At 62.4% G+C, this 18,838-nt stretch carries 16 protein-coding genes; 4 read left to right on the top strand and 12 right to left on the bottom strand.

Going from position 1 to position 18,838, the window contains the following annotated elements:
• On the bottom strand, positions 1 to 1,716 hold a 1,716-nt coding region (locus VMH22_15390; GenBank protein ID HTW93073.1), incomplete at its 3' end, for an ATP-dependent helicase.
• Between the two features lie 262 nt (positions 1,717 to 1,978).
• Between VMH22_15390 and VMH22_15385 the strand changes: the two genes are divergently transcribed.
• The 3 genes from VMH22_15385 to VMH22_15375 all read left to right on the top strand — a co-directional run bounded on the left by VMH22_15385 (position 1,979) and on the right by VMH22_15375 (position 6,174).
• Positions 1,979 to 3,223 (top strand): GspE/PulE family protein, encoded by a 1,245-nt coding sequence (locus VMH22_15385; GenBank protein HTW93072.1) that lies wholly within the window; start codon positions 1,979 to 1,981, stop codon positions 3,221 to 3,223.
• Positions 3,224 to 3,388: 165 nt separating this feature from the next.
• Complete coding sequence (locus tag VMH22_15380) at positions 3,389 to 4,654, top strand: GspE/PulE family protein (GenBank protein HTW93071.1); 1,266 nt, start codon at positions 3,389 to 3,391, stop codon at positions 4,652 to 4,654.
• Positions 4,655 to 5,073: 419 nt separating this feature from the next.
• Entirely contained in the window at positions 5,074 to 6,174 is a 1,101-nt protein-coding gene (locus VMH22_15375; protein HTW93070.1) for a hypothetical protein, read from the top strand.
• A gap of 422 nt (positions 6,175 to 6,596) precedes the next feature.
• Here the strand turns inward: VMH22_15375 and VMH22_15370 are convergent, their stop codons facing one another.
• Both VMH22_15370 and VMH22_15365 read right to left on the bottom strand, forming a co-directional pair.
• Positions 6,597 to 6,908 (bottom strand): type II toxin-antitoxin system RelE/ParE family toxin, encoded by a 312-nt coding sequence (locus VMH22_15370; protein ID HTW93069.1) that lies wholly within the window; start codon positions 6,906 to 6,908, stop codon positions 6,597 to 6,599.
• Positions 6,898 to 7,155 (bottom strand): addiction module protein, encoded by a 258-nt coding sequence (locus VMH22_15365; GenBank protein ID HTW93068.1) that lies wholly within the window; start codon positions 7,153 to 7,155, stop codon positions 6,898 to 6,900. Before VMH22_15365 ends, VMH22_15370 begins: the two co-directional genes overlap by 11 nt.
• Positions 7,156 to 7,568: 413 nt before the next feature.
• Here VMH22_15365 and VMH22_15360 point away from each other — a divergent pair, with 413 nt between their 5' ends.
• A complete protein-coding gene (locus tag VMH22_15360) occupies positions 7,569 to 7,769 on the top strand; it encodes a hypothetical protein (GenBank protein ID HTW93067.1) in 201 nt (66 codons plus the stop codon).
• A gap of 10 nt (positions 7,770 to 7,779) precedes the next feature.
• Here VMH22_15360 and VMH22_15355 read toward each other — a convergent pair whose 3' ends face one another.
• From VMH22_15355 to glmM, 9 genes are all read right to left on the bottom strand, one after another.
• Positions 7,780 to 7,977, bottom strand: coding sequence for a hypothetical protein (locus tag VMH22_15355; GenBank protein ID HTW93066.1), 198 nt, complete (start codon positions 7,975 to 7,977; stop codon positions 7,780 to 7,782).
• A 623-nt stretch (positions 7,978 to 8,600) separates the two neighbouring features.
• Positions 8,601 to 9,452: a GNAT family N-acetyltransferase gene (locus VMH22_15350; GenBank protein HTW93065.1), complete on the bottom strand. Its 852-nt coding sequence runs from the start codon at positions 9,450 to 9,452 to the stop codon at positions 8,601 to 8,603.
• A gap of 34 nt (positions 9,453 to 9,486) precedes the next feature.
• On the bottom strand, positions 9,487 to 10,785 hold the full coding sequence (locus tag VMH22_15345) for a PDZ domain-containing protein (protein HTW93064.1): 1,299 nt from the start codon (positions 10,783 to 10,785) through the stop codon (positions 9,487 to 9,489).
• A 96-nt stretch (positions 10,786 to 10,881) separates the two neighbouring features.
• A complete protein-coding gene (locus VMH22_15340; GenBank protein HTW93063.1) occupies positions 10,882 to 11,619 on the bottom strand; it encodes a hypothetical protein in 738 nt (245 codons plus the stop codon).
• Positions 11,620 to 11,760: 141 nt separating this feature from the next.
• On the bottom strand, positions 11,761 to 12,321 hold the full coding sequence (locus tag VMH22_15335; GenBank protein HTW93062.1) for a hypothetical protein: 561 nt from the start codon (positions 12,319 to 12,321) through the stop codon (positions 11,761 to 11,763).
• Between the two features lie 247 nt (positions 12,322 to 12,568).
• The gene (locus VMH22_15330) at positions 12,569 to 14,143 is read right to left on the bottom strand and encodes a hypothetical protein (protein HTW93061.1); all 1,575 of its coding nucleotides are present in this window, start codon (positions 14,141 to 14,143) and stop codon (positions 12,569 to 12,571) included.
• 294 nt (positions 14,144 to 14,437) lie between these two features.
• Positions 14,438 to 15,364 (bottom strand): Ig-like domain-containing protein, encoded by a 927-nt coding sequence (locus tag VMH22_15325; GenBank protein ID HTW93060.1) that lies wholly within the window; start codon positions 15,362 to 15,364, stop codon positions 14,438 to 14,440.
• A 60-nt stretch (positions 15,365 to 15,424) separates the two neighbouring features.
• Positions 15,425 to 17,248 carry a glutamine--fructose-6-phosphate transaminase (isomerizing) gene (glmS, locus tag VMH22_15320; protein HTW93059.1) on the bottom strand — a complete coding sequence of 608 codons (1,824 nt, stop codon included), beginning with the start codon at positions 17,246 to 17,248 and terminating at the stop codon, positions 15,425 to 15,427.
• Positions 17,249 to 17,356: 108 nt separating this feature from the next.
• Positions 17,357 to 18,748: a phosphoglucosamine mutase gene (glmM, locus tag VMH22_15315; protein ID HTW93058.1), complete on the bottom strand. Its 1,392-nt coding sequence runs from the start codon at positions 18,746 to 18,748 to the stop codon at positions 17,357 to 17,359.
• Positions 18,749 to 18,838: the final 90 nt, after the last annotated feature.

Below are 18,838 nucleotides of genomic sequence, written 5' to 3'. Positions count from 1 at the left end.
CGTCGAAAGCACGAGCCAGTCCTCGTCCTTGAACGGCGGCCCGGCGAAGTCCGCGGTCGAGTTCGGCGGGTCGAGCGTCAGGTCTGAGATGAAGTTGGCGCGCGACGTGTACCGCTGCGCAATCGCTTCAAGCTGTTCGAGATCGCGCAGCCTCGGCTTCGGGTTGTCATAGAGGATGGCGAGGAACGGCTCGTAGTACCGTCGCAGCCGCTCGACCTGGACCGCGACCGGAAGCTCTTCCTTACGCAGGGCCAGCAGGGTCTGTGACAGCGCCTGGTACTGGTCGTGCGCGGCCGCCGGCATGGTAATCTGGCCAAGTACCGCGAGGTCGTAGGTTCGCGCCTCAAGGTCGGCGACGAACCGCTCCACCGTCCTCGGACCCACGCCCTCGAGCATCTCCAACACGCGGAACCAGCTCATGTCGTCACGCGGGTTCTCAAGGATACGCAGAAGCGCGAGCAGGTCCTTCACGTGCGCGGCTTCGAGGAACTTCAGGCCGCCGTATTTGTGGAACGGGATGTTGCGGCGGGCCAGCTCGATTTCAAGCTGGTCCGAATGATGCCCGGCCCGGAACAGCACCGCCTGCTGTTGCAGCTTGATGCCCTGCTCCAGGTGTTCCAGTATCTGGTCGCAGACGACCTTCACCTGCTCGTCCTCGTCCCGACAGGTCACGAGCACCGGCTTCTGCTTCCCCTCCCGCACCGCCGTGAGGTTCTTCGTGTAGCGATGAGGGGCCGGCTTCATCACCGCGTTTCCTACGTCGAGAATCGGCTGGACCGAACGGTAGTTCTGTTCCAGCGTTACCACCGTCGCGCCCGGGAATTGCTCCGGGAAGTCGAGGATATTCTTGATAGTCGCGGCCCGGAACGAGTAGATGGACTGGCAGTCGTCGCCGACGACTGTGATGTTGTGGTTCTTCTGCCGCAGGCGCTGGAGGATTTCAGCCTGGATGATATTCGTGTCCTGGTACTCGTCCACGAGGATGTGGTCGAACCGCGCGGCCATCGCGTCGGCGACCGTCTCATCCGCGAGCGCATGGTCCCAGAACAAGAGCAGGTCATCGTAGTCCAGCACCTGCCGCGCGCCCTTCCGCTTGGTGTAGGTGTTGAAGATGGCTCGGAGACCCTCCTCGGCCTCGACGCACCAAGGGTAGTCCTTCTTGAGCACCGTTCCGAGCGGCTCGCGCGAATTCACGACCCGCGAGTAGATGGAACGAATGGTCGACTTCCGCGGGAAACGCTTCTCCTTCGATGTGAGGCCCATCTGCGCCCGAATCAGGCCCAGCATGTCGGACGAGTCCGATTCGTCCATCACGGTGAAGTCCGGCTGCAAGCCCACGACGCGGCCGTAGGTGCGCAGCAGCCGGTTCGCCATCGAGTGGAACGTGCCGCCCCAGATACGCTCCACGCTCCACGCTCCACGCTCGACGCCTCCGGCTTCCGGCGTCTGGCGTAATGCGTCTGGCGTAATGCGTCGTGCGCCGAGCACTGAGCGGGCGCGATTGAGCATCTCCTGCGCAGCCCGGCGCGTGAACGTGAGCAGCAGAATCCGGCCCGGCTGCACGCCCTGGTGAATCAGCCAGGCCACTCGGTGTGCAAGCGTATTGGTCTTGCCCGTGCCCGCGCCGGCGATGATGAGCAGCGGCCCGTCACCATGAGTGACGGCCTGCAATTGCTGCGGGTTCAGGCCCTCAAGCCATTGAGGAAGGTCAGGCATGGCGGAAGTATACAGTAGACAGAATACAGAATACAGGATTCAGATTCTGCGGCCGAGATGGAACGCCGGCGGCCATGCCCCGGCTGGCGTCTGCAAGTCCGGGTGGTTGACTTTGTCCGAGGTTGGTCTATCATCGTATGGAGATAGACAGGTTCGCGCCGCCCCGGTCGCTGGCAATCCGTCACTTGAAGGCATAAGCCGGAATGCCAACATCCCCGAGATCGGAGGACGTGATCAGCGAATCAGTAAGAAGGAGGAGAAGGTGAAAGAGAAGAAACAGAACCGGCGGGTCGCCAAGCCCGCCGCCAAGCCTGTAGAGGCACCGCAAGCGACCGTAAAGGCCGCGAAGCCGGCCCCGGCCACGACCGCAGAGAGCTGGGTCAACCGGATGATAGTCGATGCCGTGCGCCAGCGGGCCGACGCGATTCACATCGAGCCGGGAGCCGAAGGACTGACGGTCCGCTTCCGCGTTGACGGCACGCTGCGACCGGTCCCCGCACCCGAGCAGAGTCTGCAGGAGAGCGTGGTTTCCCGGATCAAGAAGATGTCAAGGATGAAGATGGAAGACGAGCGCATGCCCAAGGATGGACGCTACGGTGCGATTGTGGACGGCCGCGAGATCGACTTCCGGGTTCACAGCCTGCCGACTTCCTATGGAGAGAGCCTGGCCCTGCGCGTGCTGGACCGCGCTACGCTTATCCCGATGGACCGGCTGGGGTTCCCGCCCGCAACACTGACGAAGGTACGTGAGATGATGGGCAAGCCGCGCGGCCTGATTCTGGTCGCAGGCCCGGCGGGCAGCGGCAAGACCACGACCCTGTACGCATTGCTCAGCGAGATAGGCAAGAGCGACAAGAAGGTCGTCACGCTCGAGTACCCGATAGAGTTCGACATGGCCAATGTCGCCCAGTCGCAGATTGACCCGCGCTCCGGGTACGACTACGCAACCGCTCTACGCGTGGTCACGCGCCAAGACCCGGACGTGGTCATGGTCGGCGGGCTGGGCGACCTCGAGACTGCCCAGGCTGCCCTTCAGACCGTCCTGGGCGGGCACCTGGTACTGAGTTCGATTCACGCGAACGACGCGGCCGAGGCGATTGCCCGCCTTTTGGGGATGGGAGTCGACCCGCTACTGCTCGGCAACGGCCTTGAAGGCGTGATTGAACAGCGGGTGCTCCGCCAGGTCTGCCCGTCGTGCAAGCAGAGCATTGCGCCGAGCGAGGCGGCGAGTCAATGGCTGGGGCTGAAGCCCGGTCAGAAGCTGGCCAAGGGTCGCGGCTGCCAGGAATGCAAGGGCACCGGCTACAAAGGGCGCGTCGGGGTCTTCGCGGTCCTGCCGGTGACCGAAGAGATTCGCGACCTCGTGCTTACCCGCCCGCAGCCGAACGCCCTGCGCCAGCTCTATCGCAAAGCCGAAATAGGAGCCCTGTACCAAGACAGCGCGGAGAAGGCCAAAGCCGGGCTCACCACCTTCGAAGAAGTAATGCGCGTGGTTCCTCCGCTCTAACGCCGGACTCTGCTAAGGACTTTGCCCGCAGGCTGCCTATCCTTGGGCGTAGACGGTCGGGTTCCCGCCGTCTCAGTCCATGGCAACTGGTTCCGCGAAGCTCAAGCCTGAATGGGAACCACGAATCCGAGGGATATGCCAGTGAAGTAGTCGAGGGAGGAGAATATGAAAGAGAAGAAGCAGAACCGGCGGGTCACCAAGCCCGCTACGGCACCAGAAGAAACCGGACGGCCCCCGAAGCCGGCACCGGACACGACCGTCGAGAGATGGGTCAACATGCTGCTAATCCGCGCGGTCCGTGAGCGCGCGTCCGACATCCACATCGAAGAACGACACCCGGGGTTGTCTATCCATTTCCGCGTTGACGGAACGCTGCGACTGGTCCAACCACCCGACCAGAGCCTGCCGGAAGGCGTGCTCACCAGGATTCGCAAGATGGCCCGGATGAAACTCGAAGACGAACGCCTGCCCAGCGATGGACATTATGGCGCACTTGTCGACGGCCGCGAGGTCGACTTCGCGGTTCACAGTCTGCCGACGTCGCAAGGTGAGAGCCTGACCCTGCGGATGCGCGACTGCAACTCGCTCGTGCCGCTGGGCAAGCTGGGATTCGAGCCCGCGGCGCTGACCTGCTTGCGCAAGATGCTGGCAAAGCCACGCGGCCTGATTCTGGTCGTGGGCCCGGCCGGCAGCGGCAAAACCACGACTCTGTACGCGATGCTGAGCGAACTGGCCAGGAGCGACAAAAGGGTGGTCACCCTGGAGTACCCGATCGAGTATAACCTGCCCAACATCATCCAGTCGCAGGTCGACCCGCGCTCCGGCTACGACTACGCGGCAGCCCTGCGCGTAATCACTCGCCAGGACCCCGACGTGGTCATGGTCGGCGACCTGGGCGACGTCGATACCACGCACGCCGCCCTGAGGACCGCTCTTGGCGGCCGTCTGGTACTGAGCTCGCTGAACGCCGGCGACGCGGTTGAGGCGATTTCCGGACTGCTGGGACTGGGCGTCGACCCGTTCCTGCTCGCCACCGGTCTCGAGGGCATAGTCGGGCAGCGCGTTCTCCGACGGGTCTGCCCGTCCTGCAAGCAGAGTGTCGCGCCGGGCTCGATCGAGAGGCAGTTTCTGGGTATCAAGCCCGGCCAGAAGGTAGCCAAAGGCCGCGGCTGCGAACAGTGCATGGGGACCGGGTACAGAGGCCAGGTCGGGGTCTTCGCGGTGGTGCCGGTGACCGATGCCCTCCGCGACATCGCGCTGAACCGCCCGCAACCCAGCGCCCTGCGCCAATCCTACGGCGCAGTGGAACAAAGAGGCCTGTACGCTGCCGGCATGACGAAAGTCAAGGCCGGGCTCACGACATTGAAGGAAGTGGTCTTGAAGGGCGGACTCGGCTACATAATGGACCCGGAGACTATCAACGAGCTCTAGAACCGTGTGGCGCGTCCCGCGCCCACGGTAATGTCGGCTGCGGCCCGGCCGCTACCGGGTCAATGTTCTGCATTGGATACGCCAGGCGCTAGGCCTGTAGTCACGATTCCTCTTGAGCTTCGGGATGGCGGCGCGGGTGGTAAAGCAAAAGACACGAAGCCGACGCGGAGACTAACCGCAGATTACGCAGATGGTCGGGCAGATCGCCACGAAGACACGAAAGGACACGAAACGGACGAAGAGATTGTCCGCAGATTACGCCGATTCCACAGACGTCCTACGATCCGGACTCTAGTCGACAGTCGCCAATCGCCAGTCGGCCCGCCAGCGCTTGACATTTGCCGTCCACGCAATAGCCTGTTCGCGAGTGTATGCGCTTGGCGTCCGGCTCTGCTCTCGCTACTCACCCTGCAATCCGCATGCGCATATCGTGGCTTCTGGCCGCCCTGCTGGCGGCAGCACTTCCGGCCCTCGCCGCCAAGCCGCCAGCGGTGCAGTGGACAAGGACCTTTCCGGGATGGGGTGGGGCCGCCGGCCATTGCGTTCAACAGACGTCCGACGGCGGCTATATCGTCGTCGGTACGACCGACTCCAATGACAGTACCACGGGATATGCGGTCCTGCTGGTCAAGTTGTACGCATCCGGAGATACCCCGTGGGTGAGGACATTCAAGGCGGCCGGCGGCATGATGGGGTCGTCAGTCGTGCAGACCTCCGACGGCGGATACATTGTCGCTGGCGGCGCATCTGCCAATCAGAGTCACTGGGATCCGTGCCTCCTCAAAGTAAATGCGCTGGGGAACGAGGTCTGGCGAACCTGCCTTGCGAACGAGTTTTCAGCCAATGCTATTTCAGTCGTCAGACTAGCTGACACCGCCTATACCGTTGTCGCGCAACGATTCCTGGATGACAGCGCTGTCATACTCTGGAGAACGAACAGCAGCGGAAACCTCAGATGGAGTCACCTATACAATGTCTTCTACGACCTCAACGGCAGAGATGAAGAACTGTCACTGCGCAGGACTTCTGACGGCGGGTACATCATCGGCACCAGGACGCTCCTGAAAGTTGACTCGCTCGGGGTTCAGCAGCAGCTAATAAAGACTTTCGGAAGCCTGATGAGTGCTAACTCGGTCATACAGACTTCAGACGGAGGCTATGCCGCGACCGGTGCCAAGCAAGGGTACACGAGTATTTACCTGCTCAAGACCAACGCAAATCGAGACAGCGTTTGGGCTGACACGTTCATGCCGAGCGAGGTCAGCCGAGGACACTGTATCGAACAGACATCGGACGGCGGCTACATTATCGCCGGGACGACGAGACCGAGTTACAAGGCAGGCGACATAGCAACTCTGGTGCGTACATCGTCCAATGGCACGCAGATATGGACCGACACGCTTTCTGGCAGCTATTCAGGCCACTGCATACGCCAGACTGCTGACGGAGGTTATGTCGTTACCGGTATGCGCCACGATAACCTATACGTGACCAAGCTCGCGCCCGAACGAAGGCGCTAGCAGAACACCGCTGGCCATGGCAGACCAGGGGAACCAGGGCAGTCGCCGCATTTCGGTGAGCCTCGGACATCCTGGAAGACTCCGCCCGCCAACGAGGCATTGCAGATTCTAGATTGACGATCCTAGACTGGCAGTACTGGACTCCCACCCCCTTACCGCCATTCGCGACCGCGTCGCAGTTCGAGTACTTGGATAGCCCAAACCACAAGCAAAGCTAGCCCACGCGCAGGCCCAAGTCCGCCGTCCTCAGTCCATAGTCCCTAGTCCCCAGCACTACTCCGTGCTCCCGATGTCACGCGGTTCATGATAATGAACCAGCCGCACCACCAGCGCATGTGGAGACTCCAGACACGAGATTGTAGATTGCGGATTGGCGGGCAGGACAACTCGGCGTCGGTCAGCAGAGAACGGTTGGCTGGTGTCTAGCCTCTATCCCTCGTCGCCCGTTCTATCCACCTCAACGGGTGTCGCGATGTGTGGAATACGCCGAAAACGGTCACAACGCCTGAATCGTACTCGTAGAACACTGCGTAAGGGAAGCGCCGGAGCAGGGCGCGCCGAAATCTCCTGAAGATAGTCGCGTGCGTATTGGGTGAACGACGAGTTGCCTCAATGCAGGCATCGAGGCAACCCAGGAACTCCTCTCCGAGCCCCACACGCTGACTTTCGTACCAGGCATAGGCGTCGGCAACGTCCTGCTCGGCCTCAGGGGCCGCGACGACCCTAACGGCCACTGCGGCTACGAACGCGGCGCATGACTTCTTCCCAGGCCAGGCCGGCGCCCGGGTTTCGGGCCAGATTCGCTTTGCGGCGAACCAGTTCCGCCTTCTGCCAGTCGCGGACCGGCACCCTGTCCGGCACGGCCGCGAGGTCGTCCCACAGGTCTTCGACCAACTGCATTTTCTCGGCCGGACTCAGGTCAAACACTGAGCCGTCTACGGCGGACGCTTCGGCATCCTCTGACTGTCTGACTCGTTTCACAGGACTGAGTGTAGAGAGTTCGCCCCGACGTGTCAACCTCATACAAGGGCAGCTCGGTGGACCCGGGGAACCGGAGAAGGCAACGTATTTCGGGGAGCCTCGGACATCTCGGAAAATCCCGCCCGCCAACGCGGCATTGCAGATTCCAGATTGACGATTCTAGATTGGCAGCACCGGACTCCCGGCCCCTTACCGCCATTCGCGACCGCGTCGCAGCTCTAGCGCAAGCTCAAATCCTCAGTCCATAGGCTCTAGCCCCCGGCACTACTCCGTGCTCCCGATGTCACGCGGTTCATTATAGTCAACCCGCCGCACCACCAGCGCATGTGGACACCCCAGGTTAGAGATTGAGTAGTGCGTGTTTGTCGGGAGGCGGACGCGGACTACCGGTATGCTTCGCGCCGGTGGCGGACATGAAAAATGCAGACGACCCCGGGAGCGGCATCGTACTCGTATATCACGCGATAGTCACCAACTCAGATTCGGTAGACGCGATCGGACCCGACCAGCTTCCTGCTGCCGGCCGAAGTCGGGTTGCACGCCAGCCTGTCGACCGCGGCGATGATGCGGGGTATCTGCTTCCGGTCTATGCCACGCAGGCCGCGCTCGGCTGAGCGCTTCCACTCAATGCGGCAGGAGGCCACCGGCCTTCAGCCTCTTCTTGAGCGCAGCGTGTGAGACGGAAGGTTCGTGGCGACGCTCTGCCACGACCGCGAGGTCGTGCAGATCTTCAAGCAGCTCTTCGTAGTCGCTGACCGGGAGAACGACCGAGACACGCTTGCCGTTCTCGTCCACAATGAACCGGTTCCTAGTAACAGCCATACACCTTCATTCTACCGGCCTACCACGGGCGGTCAACCGAGGACACCAAGGGCGCCTCCGTGGACCCCGGTACCAGAGAAGGCACCGTGTTTCCGGGAGCCTCGGACAACCCGGAAGATCCCGCCCGCCATTCGCGACTGCGACGCAGCCTCAGCACAAGCTCAATCCTCAAGACGCGGCCTCGCATGGAACTCGGCAGTTCGCCGTGCGAATCGCCTCGCGAGTCATCCTCCGAGTCTTTCCGCAGGTCGCTTTGCGAGTCACACTGCAGGTCACGTCCAGAGCGGCGGCACGGGTAGCAGTGGGAGTCACGATCCGAGTGACGCCGCCCGTCACGCTGTGAGTCACCTAGAGAATCGCCCGGCAAGTCGCGTCCCAAATCGCCTCGGACATCGCCGTCGGAATCGCCTTCCGAGTCACTTTCCAGATGACTTTGGGAACCACCGCGGGAACCGTTCCCGGGGTGACCCCCAGGGCGAATCTCAGAGTGACCCCAACCTCCTCTGATTCAGCCTCTTACTGCGCTTCTTGCCCACCCACTCGCGTTATACAGAGCTGTATAATGCGGACAATGTGAGTCGATTGAGGGAGAAGCGGGATGCGGCGAGGATTTGGACTACCGACTACGTGAGGTCTTTGCCGTAGATGCGCCAGGTGCTCGGCCAGTAGCCACGGTTCTTCCGGGACCTCGGTATCGCGGCGCGGGCAGCCGCGCGGAACCGGTGCTGCCATTCGGCCGGGTAGTTCACGACCACGTGCCCGCGCTTTCGTATGAGCGCCAGAAGTGACGGCACGAATGTCCCGAAGTCCGGGGGACGGTCGAACAGATTCACGGTAGCACCTGAGTAGCGCCGTCCCTTTTCAGTGTAGCGCCACTGCTTGAACATCAGCGGAACGCCATCAAGCGTGAACCCAAGCCGGTTCACCTCTCGGCGTCGAGCCGGTATCAGGCGTGAACTGAACCAACCCGGCCTCTGGTAAAAGTAGGTCCTGCGACCGAGTGAGCTGAAGTGGGAGAGTATGTCGTCGTACGGCTTGAGCCGCGGCCGCGCAACGCCCCTGGGGCGACGCCAATACACGTCGTCGGCATAGGTATCCTCAAGGCGAAACCCGAGCTTCTCCATCACGCGGAAGGTCGGCGCCGGCTTCCGATGGTCGAGCGTGTTGAGCCCTGCCCATGTCCGACCCGATGCCCTAACGATGCGCAGTTGCGCCCGCGTGAACTTCGCCGCAACACCCTTGTTGCGGAACTCCGGATCCACTCTCATCCCCCATAGCCAGGCGTCGTCCGGGTTCAGATATGCGGCCGCGGCAAAGGCAACGATGCGTACGTCCTCGCGCCAGACATGGCACTCGCCTGGGAACCCTCGCTTCGTGTGCGCCCGGATAATGTCCTTGACGTAGCCAAAGTTGCTGCACTTCCGGGCGAAGCCAGCAACCTCGTCGTAATACTCAGGTCTGTACTTTTCCAGCATCAGCTACTGCAGGCCGACTGTCCCTGTCTCCTGTCTACTGCTTCCTGCCGGCCAGCTTCTTCCACATCGGGATCGTCTGCTCCTCAAACACACGGGCGCTGAGGAGCATCGCAATCTCGTTGTCCCGGTCTACCTTCGACCACTGCCAGCCCGGCTTCACGCTTCCCGGGCCCGGCAGGTGTGCGGCCAATGGTTCAAGCACCCCGATTTCCTGCTGGTAAATCGCGGCCAGGGAATCGGTGGTCGGTTGGAGCGCGGGCATGCGCTTGCCCACGGTGTCGAGGTACTCGATACCGGTCTTCCGGTCCGCGATGAGGCGCTCGAATATCCATTCGTTCGCCTGCGCGGCGTTGGCCAGCTTGGCGCTGTCGAGCTTGGTGAAGTCGTCGTCCCGCAGCCGCCCGGTCCACTCGTCGAACGCGGCCAGTCCGGAATAGTACTGGCCATACTTGATCGTGGTCAGGTTTTCCAACACGACATCGAATCCGCGCCTGATGCTCGTGTTCTCATCCGGCGTCCTGCCTTCCCGTTTCAGGATGCCGACCGCGAATGGGAACTTCCGAGCGACCTCGTAGCGCTTGTGTTTATCGAAATACGTGTGGCAGAACAACTCGTCGCTGTTCTTCTCGTAACCGATGATGACACCCCACTCCGGCATCTCCACCATGTCGATGCCGAGAACCGGCATTCCAGCATCGATGCTCTTCCTGACAGCGGCAAGCATCTGCGGCTTGTTCTTGCCGTCGTCCGAAGGATGCTGCCAAGAAGCCGAGAGCCCGCACGCCTTCAGAGCGACATCGCCGGCGTTGAATCCTACGGTCGCGTCCGGCGAGCTCGGGCACCACCCATCGAAGAACTGGGTCCGGAAAGCCGCGCCCGAAGCCCCGCAGAGGAACGCGTAGCCGACGGAGTCGCCGAGCCTCTGCCCGATGGCTTCCAGCGCACCCATGAAGCTGTTTGTCCTGCTCCAGCTCAGGTTGGGAACGTCGTCGAGGAGCGTGGCATCCGAGTCCGGCACCAGGTCGTTCTGCCACTCAGCAAAGTAGATGCCGAGCTTGCCCTTGGACAGCTTGAAGCTCAGCTCTTTGTTCCCGCGCCGGAGCGACACCGCAACCGAGTCTGCCCGCACCGCAGCCTGCGCCGCCTCAAGTGCAGCGCGAGAGCCTATTACCTTCCCGTCATAACTCGCGAGAGCGTCGCCAATCTGGATTCCGGCTCTTGCTGCCGGCCCGTCCGGCACCAGCCCCATAACCTCCAGCCATGAGGAAGTAGCCGAGTCACCTTGCTGGACAGGCGCAAGTGCGCAGAACAGAGAAAGGACGAGTGTCATCATTGCAGTGGGTAATGTTCGGTTCTCCGCAGCCGAAGTCAAGAAGCGGGCCGCGAAGACGCAGGGGCGGCAATGATGCCGCCCCTGCTCCAGAAGACTCTACTGCCCGTTTGCCGCAACTTGAACCGGGTCGGTCACGACCGGTTGTGCGGCACTGGCAACGTGCGAAGAACCGGTCCCGGCCGGCTTCGCGGCCACCGCTGACCCTGAAGTCACGGGGCCGTCATTCGGCGGAATTGGAACCGGCTTCGGAGCCTGCTTCTGAGCCGGCGTTGCCGGGGTGCCGCCGCCACGCACCGGCGACTGACGCTGCTGTTGCACGGGCTGGGCCACAGATGTCGGCGGCGTTACCGGGGTCACCGGCATCTGGCGGTAGCTGACGACCGGCGCATGAACTCGCTGCACCGACGGCTGCGGCACGACTCTCGGCTGCTCCTGGTTCCGCGGCTGGTTCCGGTCGTTCGGCGACCCGTCCTGCCGGTCACGCCACTGTGGATTGTTCTCACGCGGCGACCATCCCGGCTGACGCGGATACGGCCGGACTACGATGTCTTTGTGGACGTAGACATTGGTCTCGGTGTATTCGTTGTATTGGTTGTACTCGTTGTACGTATTGTACTCGTCACCGGTGTAGACCGGCTCCTGGTACGGAGCTTGCTCCGGAACGTAGACCGTGTCGTGACAGACCACCGGGTCGGTGTAATGCACCTCGCGCACGACAACGGTCTGCGGCGGGTCAGCAACTGCCGGCTGGCTCGACTGCTGCCCCAAGCCTGCGGGCAGACTGCAGCCGGCCAAGAGCGCGGCAAATGCTAAAGGCATGAGAAAGCGGTTCATAAGACCTCCTGTAAGCATCACTGTATATACAGGCCGCCGCTCTGTCTATTCCCTGCAAAGCAGGCCTCAAGCCACCGCCGCAGCGCTGAAGCCGATTGCTTCGATTCACTTAGTCGACGTTGTCGTGCCTGCGTGGCTGTTCTATGTCAGAACTGGGTACTTGCGCAGGAACCGGGCAAACACAATAACCCCCGTGATGAGCAGCACGGCTCCCGGTACCCCGACCATCAGAATTGCTGCGGCGCGCGATGCCCCGAATAGCAGCCCGGCCACGAACAGGCTCAGGGCAATCACCCCGGCGTGGACGTAGAATCTGGCAAGTCCAGTGCGCAGCCCAACCGCAACTAGCGTGGCCGCGGTAGCCAGGAGGAGTCCGCGTAGCAGCCAAATCAAGCCGCCTGGCGTCGCGCACCGGCCGGGCCGCTCGAAGACGAGAAATGCCATCAGCCCGGCGAAGAACAGCACCGTCAGAATGACCGACAGCCCGGGCACTGCCCCAATGGCGGGTAATCGCGTCTTCCCGATTCGAGGATAGACCAGCCGTCGTCTTGTCGCCCCAATGACGAGCACGATCAGCAGCGGCACAAGGACTGCGAGTCCGGCCAACCGGACATGCAAGGCCGGGTCCAACCCCTGGTACAGCGCTGCGGACAGCAGTCCAACACCCAGCGCGATGTCCACGAGACCATCTTCATTGAGCATCCGGTGGCCTTGACGTAGACCTTCCCGATGGTCAGCCGGTCTTTCCTCACCCATGGACACGTACCTCCTTGTCCGTGCGCACGTCCAACGCGGATACCCGTGCGTCAGCGTGCCACGTTACCTGTCGTCCCTGAAGGACAGAATCAGCCACGGCTTGTCGATCCGGCTTGGTCGACGGGAGCCGCGTCTTCGGTCCAAACCTCAGATGGCGAACCGATCGGCAAATGGCGGGCGAGCCCGCCCCGGATCACGGCCCCTCCGAGGACCTTGCGGGCTCAGCCGCGACCGGATAGGATTCCGGCCGTTCGATATCGTAGAAGTGATATGGGCGATTCAATGCTGAGTAGTAACTCCGGTCCGGCAGCAGCGCCATTGTCGTATCGAAGTATCGGCTGAGGATAACCCGGAACGTGTTTACCGGAGAAATCGAATCGTACAACTCGACCGGCGTTGTACACGAGGCATCGTGCCCTAAGCAAGGAGGCAAGTAGGCCGCGTAGAGGATGGCGTGCCGCTGGTGCAACTCGACAAACGCGGAGTCGCGCCAGTTGATCGGCTCCTTCAGCCCGTGGTCGCCCTGGATTATGATAACCGGCGGTCGTGGTGATTGGGCGAGAATCTGATGGACGACACCGACGAGATAGCCGCTGATATGCGCCACCTGGCTTGCGTAGCCGAGAGCGTGAACCGTCATTCCCAGCTTCACAACCGAAACCGGGAAGACGAACGGGCGGTGCGGCGAGAGGATGTGGGCGAAGACAAATACGGGATGCCGGACGAGACCGGCGTTCGGCAGGTTCTTCAGCGTATAGAGCAGTCGGTCCCGGTGCCGGACGACCGGCGACTCGTGCATCAGGATGAGCACATCCCGAAGCAGCGTCGTGTTCACGAGAATGCCCTGAAACTCAGTCAACGACCAGCGGGGAGCGAGGTGAATATCGGCACCGGCCAGGTCGGTACCGGTGAAACCCGACGCAAACGACACAATCGTGTAGCCTCGCCTCCGTAGAAAGTCGACCAGACGGTTGCCTTGGATCATCCGGATTAGCGGACCGGCATTGTCGGATTCCGTTCCAGCTGCCCTGGCCGTGCTGTCCAGGTAGGTGAAATTGAGCGACGAGGCCAGCGATGGATAGGTCGAAGCATAGTTCGAATGCGCCCGATCAGCGACGAAGAATCCAAGACGTCTGAGTTCAGCAAGGAACTTGCTGTTGTCGGCCTGGTAGCGCGACTTCAGAACGTCGGACCGGAGGTAGGAATCAGTAATGATGTAGTAAATGTCGGGGTAGTCCACGCCGGGCGCGACCTCGACTCGCCCGGCCGCGCGCTCCGGGGGCGGCGGCCGGTTGGCGAATGCCCGTGCGCCGGTCAGGAGATTGACCGCGAGGATGCCGACTGCGACGGAGTTCAGCACGACCGTAAACCCGAACAATGAACGACGCGCCCTTCGCTTCGGACGCTGCACAACCAGCCACGTTCCGACGCCCAGCAGCGCCGCCCAGCACAGGAGCAACCCTCCGCTCGCGTAGACCGAGGGCTCGTACGCCCCGGCGACGTGCCCATACGAGAAGAAGAGCACCAGGAAGCACGTGACGAGCAACGCCGCCCGCGCCGCGCTGCGGAGCAGGAATCCCAGAATTGCCCAGAGAACGGCGGTCACCGCGAGGGACAGCAGTATCGGTACGAGCATCTCGCCGGGGTCGACCGGGAACCTGGCGCCGTTGTGGGCGTAGACGAAGAGAATCGGTGCGACGGCGAACAGAACCGGATGGAACGGAATCGCGTTGCGTCCCTTCTGCACCCTAGCCTGGTCTTCCTTCATGGCGTCGCGCGGACCTCCGCATCCATTGAACGGGAAAAAGAGAGAATGAGTCTGACCTCAGCGCCTCGCGCCCTGGAGAGGCTGCGCCGGACCAACACATTCTGCAGTACCAGCTTCACGCGCCACTCTAACTCGGATAGCGTCGTCGGTCAAGAAACGACGCCGTCGCAGCGCTAAAGCGGCGACTGGTGGTCGGTGGCGGGTTCCGACCTGAACGCCGGGAACCGCCCGTCCATCGCCCACGTCGTCGAAGATTGTACGATGAACGGTCCGGCGTCGTGCGACCGCCGGCCCCTAATAGTACGCTTCCAGGAAAGGGAAGTAGGCGGAGTCGAGCGCGGTGTACCCGGCGCCGTTGGGGCGCGAATCGGAGGAGCTCGTGGCGTACGTCGGATTGAGGTTGCCTGCGCTGTCGGCCAGCACCGAATAGAAGTTGAACACGCGGAGAGTATCGGGGTGCTGCGCCGCGAGGTCGAGAAGCCGCTGGTTGTAGTGCCGATGGTTCCACACGAGCCATTGGTCGGTGGCGACCGCGACCTGCGGCAGGGCATTGCCGACAATCATCTTCAATCCGCGGCCGCGGGCCGCAGTGTACACCGAGTCTACATAGGCGACGTTGCGGTCGAGGTTCTGCTGCGCGGTCACGGAGTCGCGGCCCGCGAAATCCTCGTAGGAGAGTTTGAAGAAGAGAACCGGCTCGTCGCAGAGCACCAGGCTGTCGATTATCGCCTGAGCGCTGGTGACGATGCCCGGCGGCGAATCGACCGCGTGGTAGTACAGCGTGAATCGGCCGTGCGTATACGGACTTCCGCCCCAGTGGCTGAACCAGCCGGCCATCGCCGACCGGCCCAACATGTAGACCATGGCTGGCGGGGCTGACGTGTCAGTGGTGTTGAACTGGAACGGACCGTTCGGCTTGAGCTGGTTACCGGCCAAGTCGGTAGCGCTGGTCTCCACGCTGAAAGAGTACGATGTCTGGACGCTGAGCAGATTATCCGGCTGCCAGTACACCACCGAGTCGCCGGCCCATTCGAACTTGCCCATGGCTGCCGGTGTCATGCTGAAGGCTGCCCTGACCGACGCCGTATCCATTGCTTCGGAGAAGGCCATGCGGATTTGGGTATTAGATGGGACCCCGGAAGTGCCGCTCGCCGGGTAGGTCGAGACTACGCCAGGTCGCGTATTGTCGGCCCGCTGGCAGCTCAAGGCGACCAGAAACATCACGGCTGCGACTGCTGATCTTCTTGCGTATTTCATATTGCGTGAGGCCTTTTGCCTCACTTATTCGACTGTGACGCTCTTGGCGAGATTCCGTGGCTTATCGACGTCGCAGCCACGGATGACCGCCGCGTGGTAGGCAAAGAGCTGGAGTGGAATCGCCACAAGCAACGGCATCAGGTACTCGGGCGCGGCCGGGACCGGGAACACCGTATCGGCCAGTTCCGCGAGCGCTTCGTCGTCTTCGTTGCCGACGGCGATTATGAGTCCCTTGCGCGCCTTGGACTCGGCCAGGTTCGAGAGCATCTTGTCGTAAACCGAGTCGTGCGGCGCGATGCCGATGACCGGGGTGTTCTCGGAAATCAGGGCAATCGGCCCGTGCTTCATCTCGCCGGCCGGCAGCCCGGTCGCGTGGACGTAGGCAACTTCCTTGAGTTTGAGCGCGCCCTCGAGCGCCGACGGGTAGTTGATGCCGCGGCCGAGGAAGAGGAAATCGTGGGCGTGCGCGAGCCGCTCCGCGGTCGCCTTGACCTTCGCGTCGAGGGCCAGCGCCTGCCGCATCTGCGCCGGCAGCTCGCGGCAGTGGTGGACGATGTCGTCGAACTTGTCGTCGGGCATTGTCTTGCGCACCCGGGCGAAATAGAGCGCAAGCGAGAGCAGCGTGAGTATCTCGGCGGTGTACGCCTTGGTCGAGGCGACGCCGATTTCCGGACCGGCGTGGATGTAGACCGACGAGTCGGCCTCGCGGTCGATGGAGGAACGCTTCGTGTTGAGCACCGCCAGTGAATGGATATCGCGGGCAGAGGCCTCGCGCAGGGCGGCGAGCGTATCCGCGGTCTCCCCCGACTGGCTGATGGGAATCATCAGGGTGTCGCCTTCGTAGATGAACTCGGACGTACGGAGCTCGGAGCTGATTTCGACCGAGACCGGGATGCGGCAGAACTTCTCGAAGTAGTACCGGCCGATAAGACCCGCGTGGTACGAGGTACCGCAGGCCTGGATGACGACCCGCGCGACCTTCTCCACTTCGTCCGGGTAGAGCAGGAACTCGGGGTCGAGCATGACGCGCCGGTCCCGGAAACGGTGCTGTATGCCATCGCTGATGACCTTCGGCTGCTCGTAAATCTCCTTGCGCATGAAGTGCGGGTACCGGCCCTTGGTGAGAGCCTTGGCTTTGAGGTCGATGGCGGAGAACTGGCGCTGGACGCGCCTGCCGACCGGGTTGGTCAGCTCGAGCGAATCGCGTTTTATGACTGCGAGGTCGCCGTCCTGCATGGCGATCATCCGCCGGGCGATGCCGACCAGCGCCTGCGCATCGGACGCGACCACGTATTCACCCTCGCCCTGGCCGATGACCAACGGACTGCCCGCTTTCAGCACCACCATCCGGTCCGGCTCGTCGGCCGAAATGACGACGACAGCGTACGACCCCACGAGTTCGGCCGCGGTCTTGCGCACTGCAGCAACAAGGTCCTTCTCGTGGTGGGACTCGATCAGGTGGATGATGGTCTCGGAGTCGGTGCCAGATACGAACTTATGCCCGGCCGCGACCAGCCGCTGGCGCAGTTCACGGTAGTTCTCGATGATGCCGTTGTGCACCACCGCCATGCGGCCGTAACAGCCCGTAAACGGGTGGGCGTTCTCGTCAGTGACCTTGCCATGGGTGGCCCAGCGCGTGTGACCTACCCCGAGGTTGCCAGTCACCGGGTTGCTCGCGAGTATCTCCTTGAGCTTCTGCAGCCGGCCCGCGGTCTTCCTTAGCGTCAGGCCACCGTCAACCGCGGCGATTCCACAGGAATCGTAGCCACGGTACTCGAGCCGCTCGAGCCCGACCATGATGACGTTGGTCAGGTTACGCGGCCCGATGTAGCCAACGATACCACACATACTAGCGAGCTCCGGACAATTCAGAACTCAGAAACCAGAAAACAGAATTCAGAGTGTCCGAAAACCCTGCACTCAGGACTCTGGATTCTGAATTCTGGTTTGCCTGGTTCATTTCTTCTCTGGTTCTTTCCCGTTGGCGCTCAGGGCCTGGCGGATCTTCTCGACGACCGCTTTTGCCTGCACGTCCGTCTTCGCCTCGGCGATGATTCGCACAATCGGCTCGGTGTTCGACGGCCGGACGTGCACCCAGGAATCCTCAATGCTGAACTTCAGGCCGTCCTGCCGGTCAACCGCCGCGCCCTCGAACGCCTTGGCCAGCTTCTCACTGCGCTCGGTGAATTGCTCACGGCTCAGACTCATTGAGGTCTTGACCATCTGGTACTTGGGCAGGGTTGCTCCGATGGCCGAGAGCGGTTCACGCCCCTGGCTCACGAGCCCGATTACCGTGGCCGCGGCCACAAGTCCATCGCGGGTGAAGTTCAGGTCCGGCAGGATCACTCCGCCGTTGCCTTCGCCACCCAGCACCGCTTGAACCTTCTCCATCCGGTCAGCCACGTTCGCCTCGCCCACCGGAACGCGCTCGACCACGACGCCCAACTCGGTGCAGACATCATCAACCGCTCGGGTCGTTGACAGATTGACCACCACCAGCCCTTTTCGCCGGGGCAGCACGTACTTGCAGGCAAGGCAGATGGTCGCCTCTTCGCCGAGCGGGACGCCGGTTTCGTCGACGCAACTAAAGCGGTCGCCGTCCGGATCGAAGGCAATCCCGAGGTCGAGCTTCCGCTCGCGCACCATGTTGCAGAGGTCGCCGAGATTCTGCGCCTCGGGCTCGGGCTTGCGCGGGAACAACGCGCCCTGCTTCATCGGTTCGATGCTGCAAAAGAGCCGGACCGGTTCGGCGCCGAGCGCCTCGACCAGTTGGCAGGCAGCGACCGAGGCCGCGCCGTTCACCGCGTCCACGCCGACCTTCAGCTTCCGCTCGATCAACGCCGGCCGGATCCCGCGGAACAGCTCGTTCGAGAGTATCGAGTTGATGTGGGCGTAGATTGCGTTCGGGTTCTTCTTGACCGGCCGCAGTGCGTCCCAGTCCGCATACTTCGCGCCCTTGCCTTTGACGAGCTTGCGGAATGCGGCCACCTCGTCCGGAGACAGGAACTGCCCTTCGCGGCTGACAAATTTCATGCCGTTCCACTGCTCGGGATTGTGGCTGGCAGTGAGCATGACCGCACCGGCGACGGTGCCGCGCCGGGTGACGTAGACGACTGTCGGCGTCGGGCAGATGTCAAGCTGCATGACCTCGCAGCCGACCGACACCAGACCGGCAGTTGCCGCCGTGTACATCATCTCGCCCGAAGCACGGCAGTCGCGGCCGAGCGCGACCGTGCCATGGCCGACAAACGTGCCGAAGGCGGCAGCGTAGCGGGCTACGGTCTCGGGAAGGAGGCTGTCTCCGACGATTCCGCGGAGCCCTGAAATACCGAAGATGGGGGACGTCATGCCGTGACTGGAATTATAGACATGCTCATAGTCTAGGTCAATGCAGCGACAGGTGGTCGATCGTCACGGGTATTGCCCCTCACGCCGGCT

The organism is bacterium (genome assembly GCA_035505375.1).
In the GTDB taxonomy this organism is placed as follows: Bacteria; Hydrothermota; Tepidihabitantia; order Tepidihabitantales; family Tepidihabitantaceae; genus UBA2258.
Note: the sequence above shows the minus strand (reverse complement) of the source record. Positions and strands in the feature narration are given on the sequence as shown.

Bases quoted from the DNA above. Each gene is read 5' to 3' on its own strand.
- VMH22_15380 (HTW93071.1), top strand. From the start codon at position 3,389: ATGAAAGAGAAGAAGCAGAACCGGCGGGTCACCAAGCCCGCTACGGCA.
- VMH22_15375 (HTW93070.1), top strand. From the start codon at position 5,074: ATGCGCATATCGTGGCTTCTGGCCGCCCTGCTGGCGGCAGCACTTCCG.
- VMH22_15360 (HTW93067.1), top strand. From the start codon at position 7,569: ATGAAAAATGCAGACGACCCCGGGAGCGGCATCGTACTCGTATATCAC.
- VMH22_15355 (HTW93066.1), bottom strand. From the start codon at position 7,977: ATGGCTGTTACTAGGAACCGGTTCATTGTGGACGAGAACGGCAAGCGT.
- VMH22_15350 (HTW93065.1), bottom strand. From the start codon at position 9,452: ATGCTGGAAAAGTACAGACCTGAGTATTACGACGAGGTTGCTGGCTTC.
- VMH22_15345 (HTW93064.1), bottom strand. From the start codon at position 10,785: ATGATGACACTCGTCCTTTCTCTGTTCTGCGCACTTGCGCCTGTCCAG.
- VMH22_15340 (HTW93063.1), bottom strand. From the start codon at position 11,619: ATGAACCGCTTTCTCATGCCTTTAGCATTTGCCGCGCTCTTGGCCGGC.
- VMH22_15335 (HTW93062.1), bottom strand. From the start codon at position 12,321: ATGCTCAATGAAGATGGTCTCGTGGACATCGCGCTGGGTGTTGGACTG.
- VMH22_15330 (HTW93061.1), bottom strand. From the start codon at position 14,143: ATGAAGGAAGACCAGGCTAGGGTGCAGAAGGGACGCAACGCGATTCCG.
- VMH22_15325 (HTW93060.1), bottom strand. From the start codon at position 15,364: ATGTTTCTGGTCGCCTTGAGCTGCCAGCGGGCCGACAATACGCGACCT.
- glmS (HTW93059.1), bottom strand. From the start codon at position 17,248: ATGTGTGGTATCGTTGGCTACATCGGGCCGCGTAACCTGACCAACGTC.
- glmM (HTW93058.1), bottom strand. From the start codon at position 18,748: ATGACGTCCCCCATCTTCGGTATTTCAGGGCTCCGCGGAATCGTCGGA.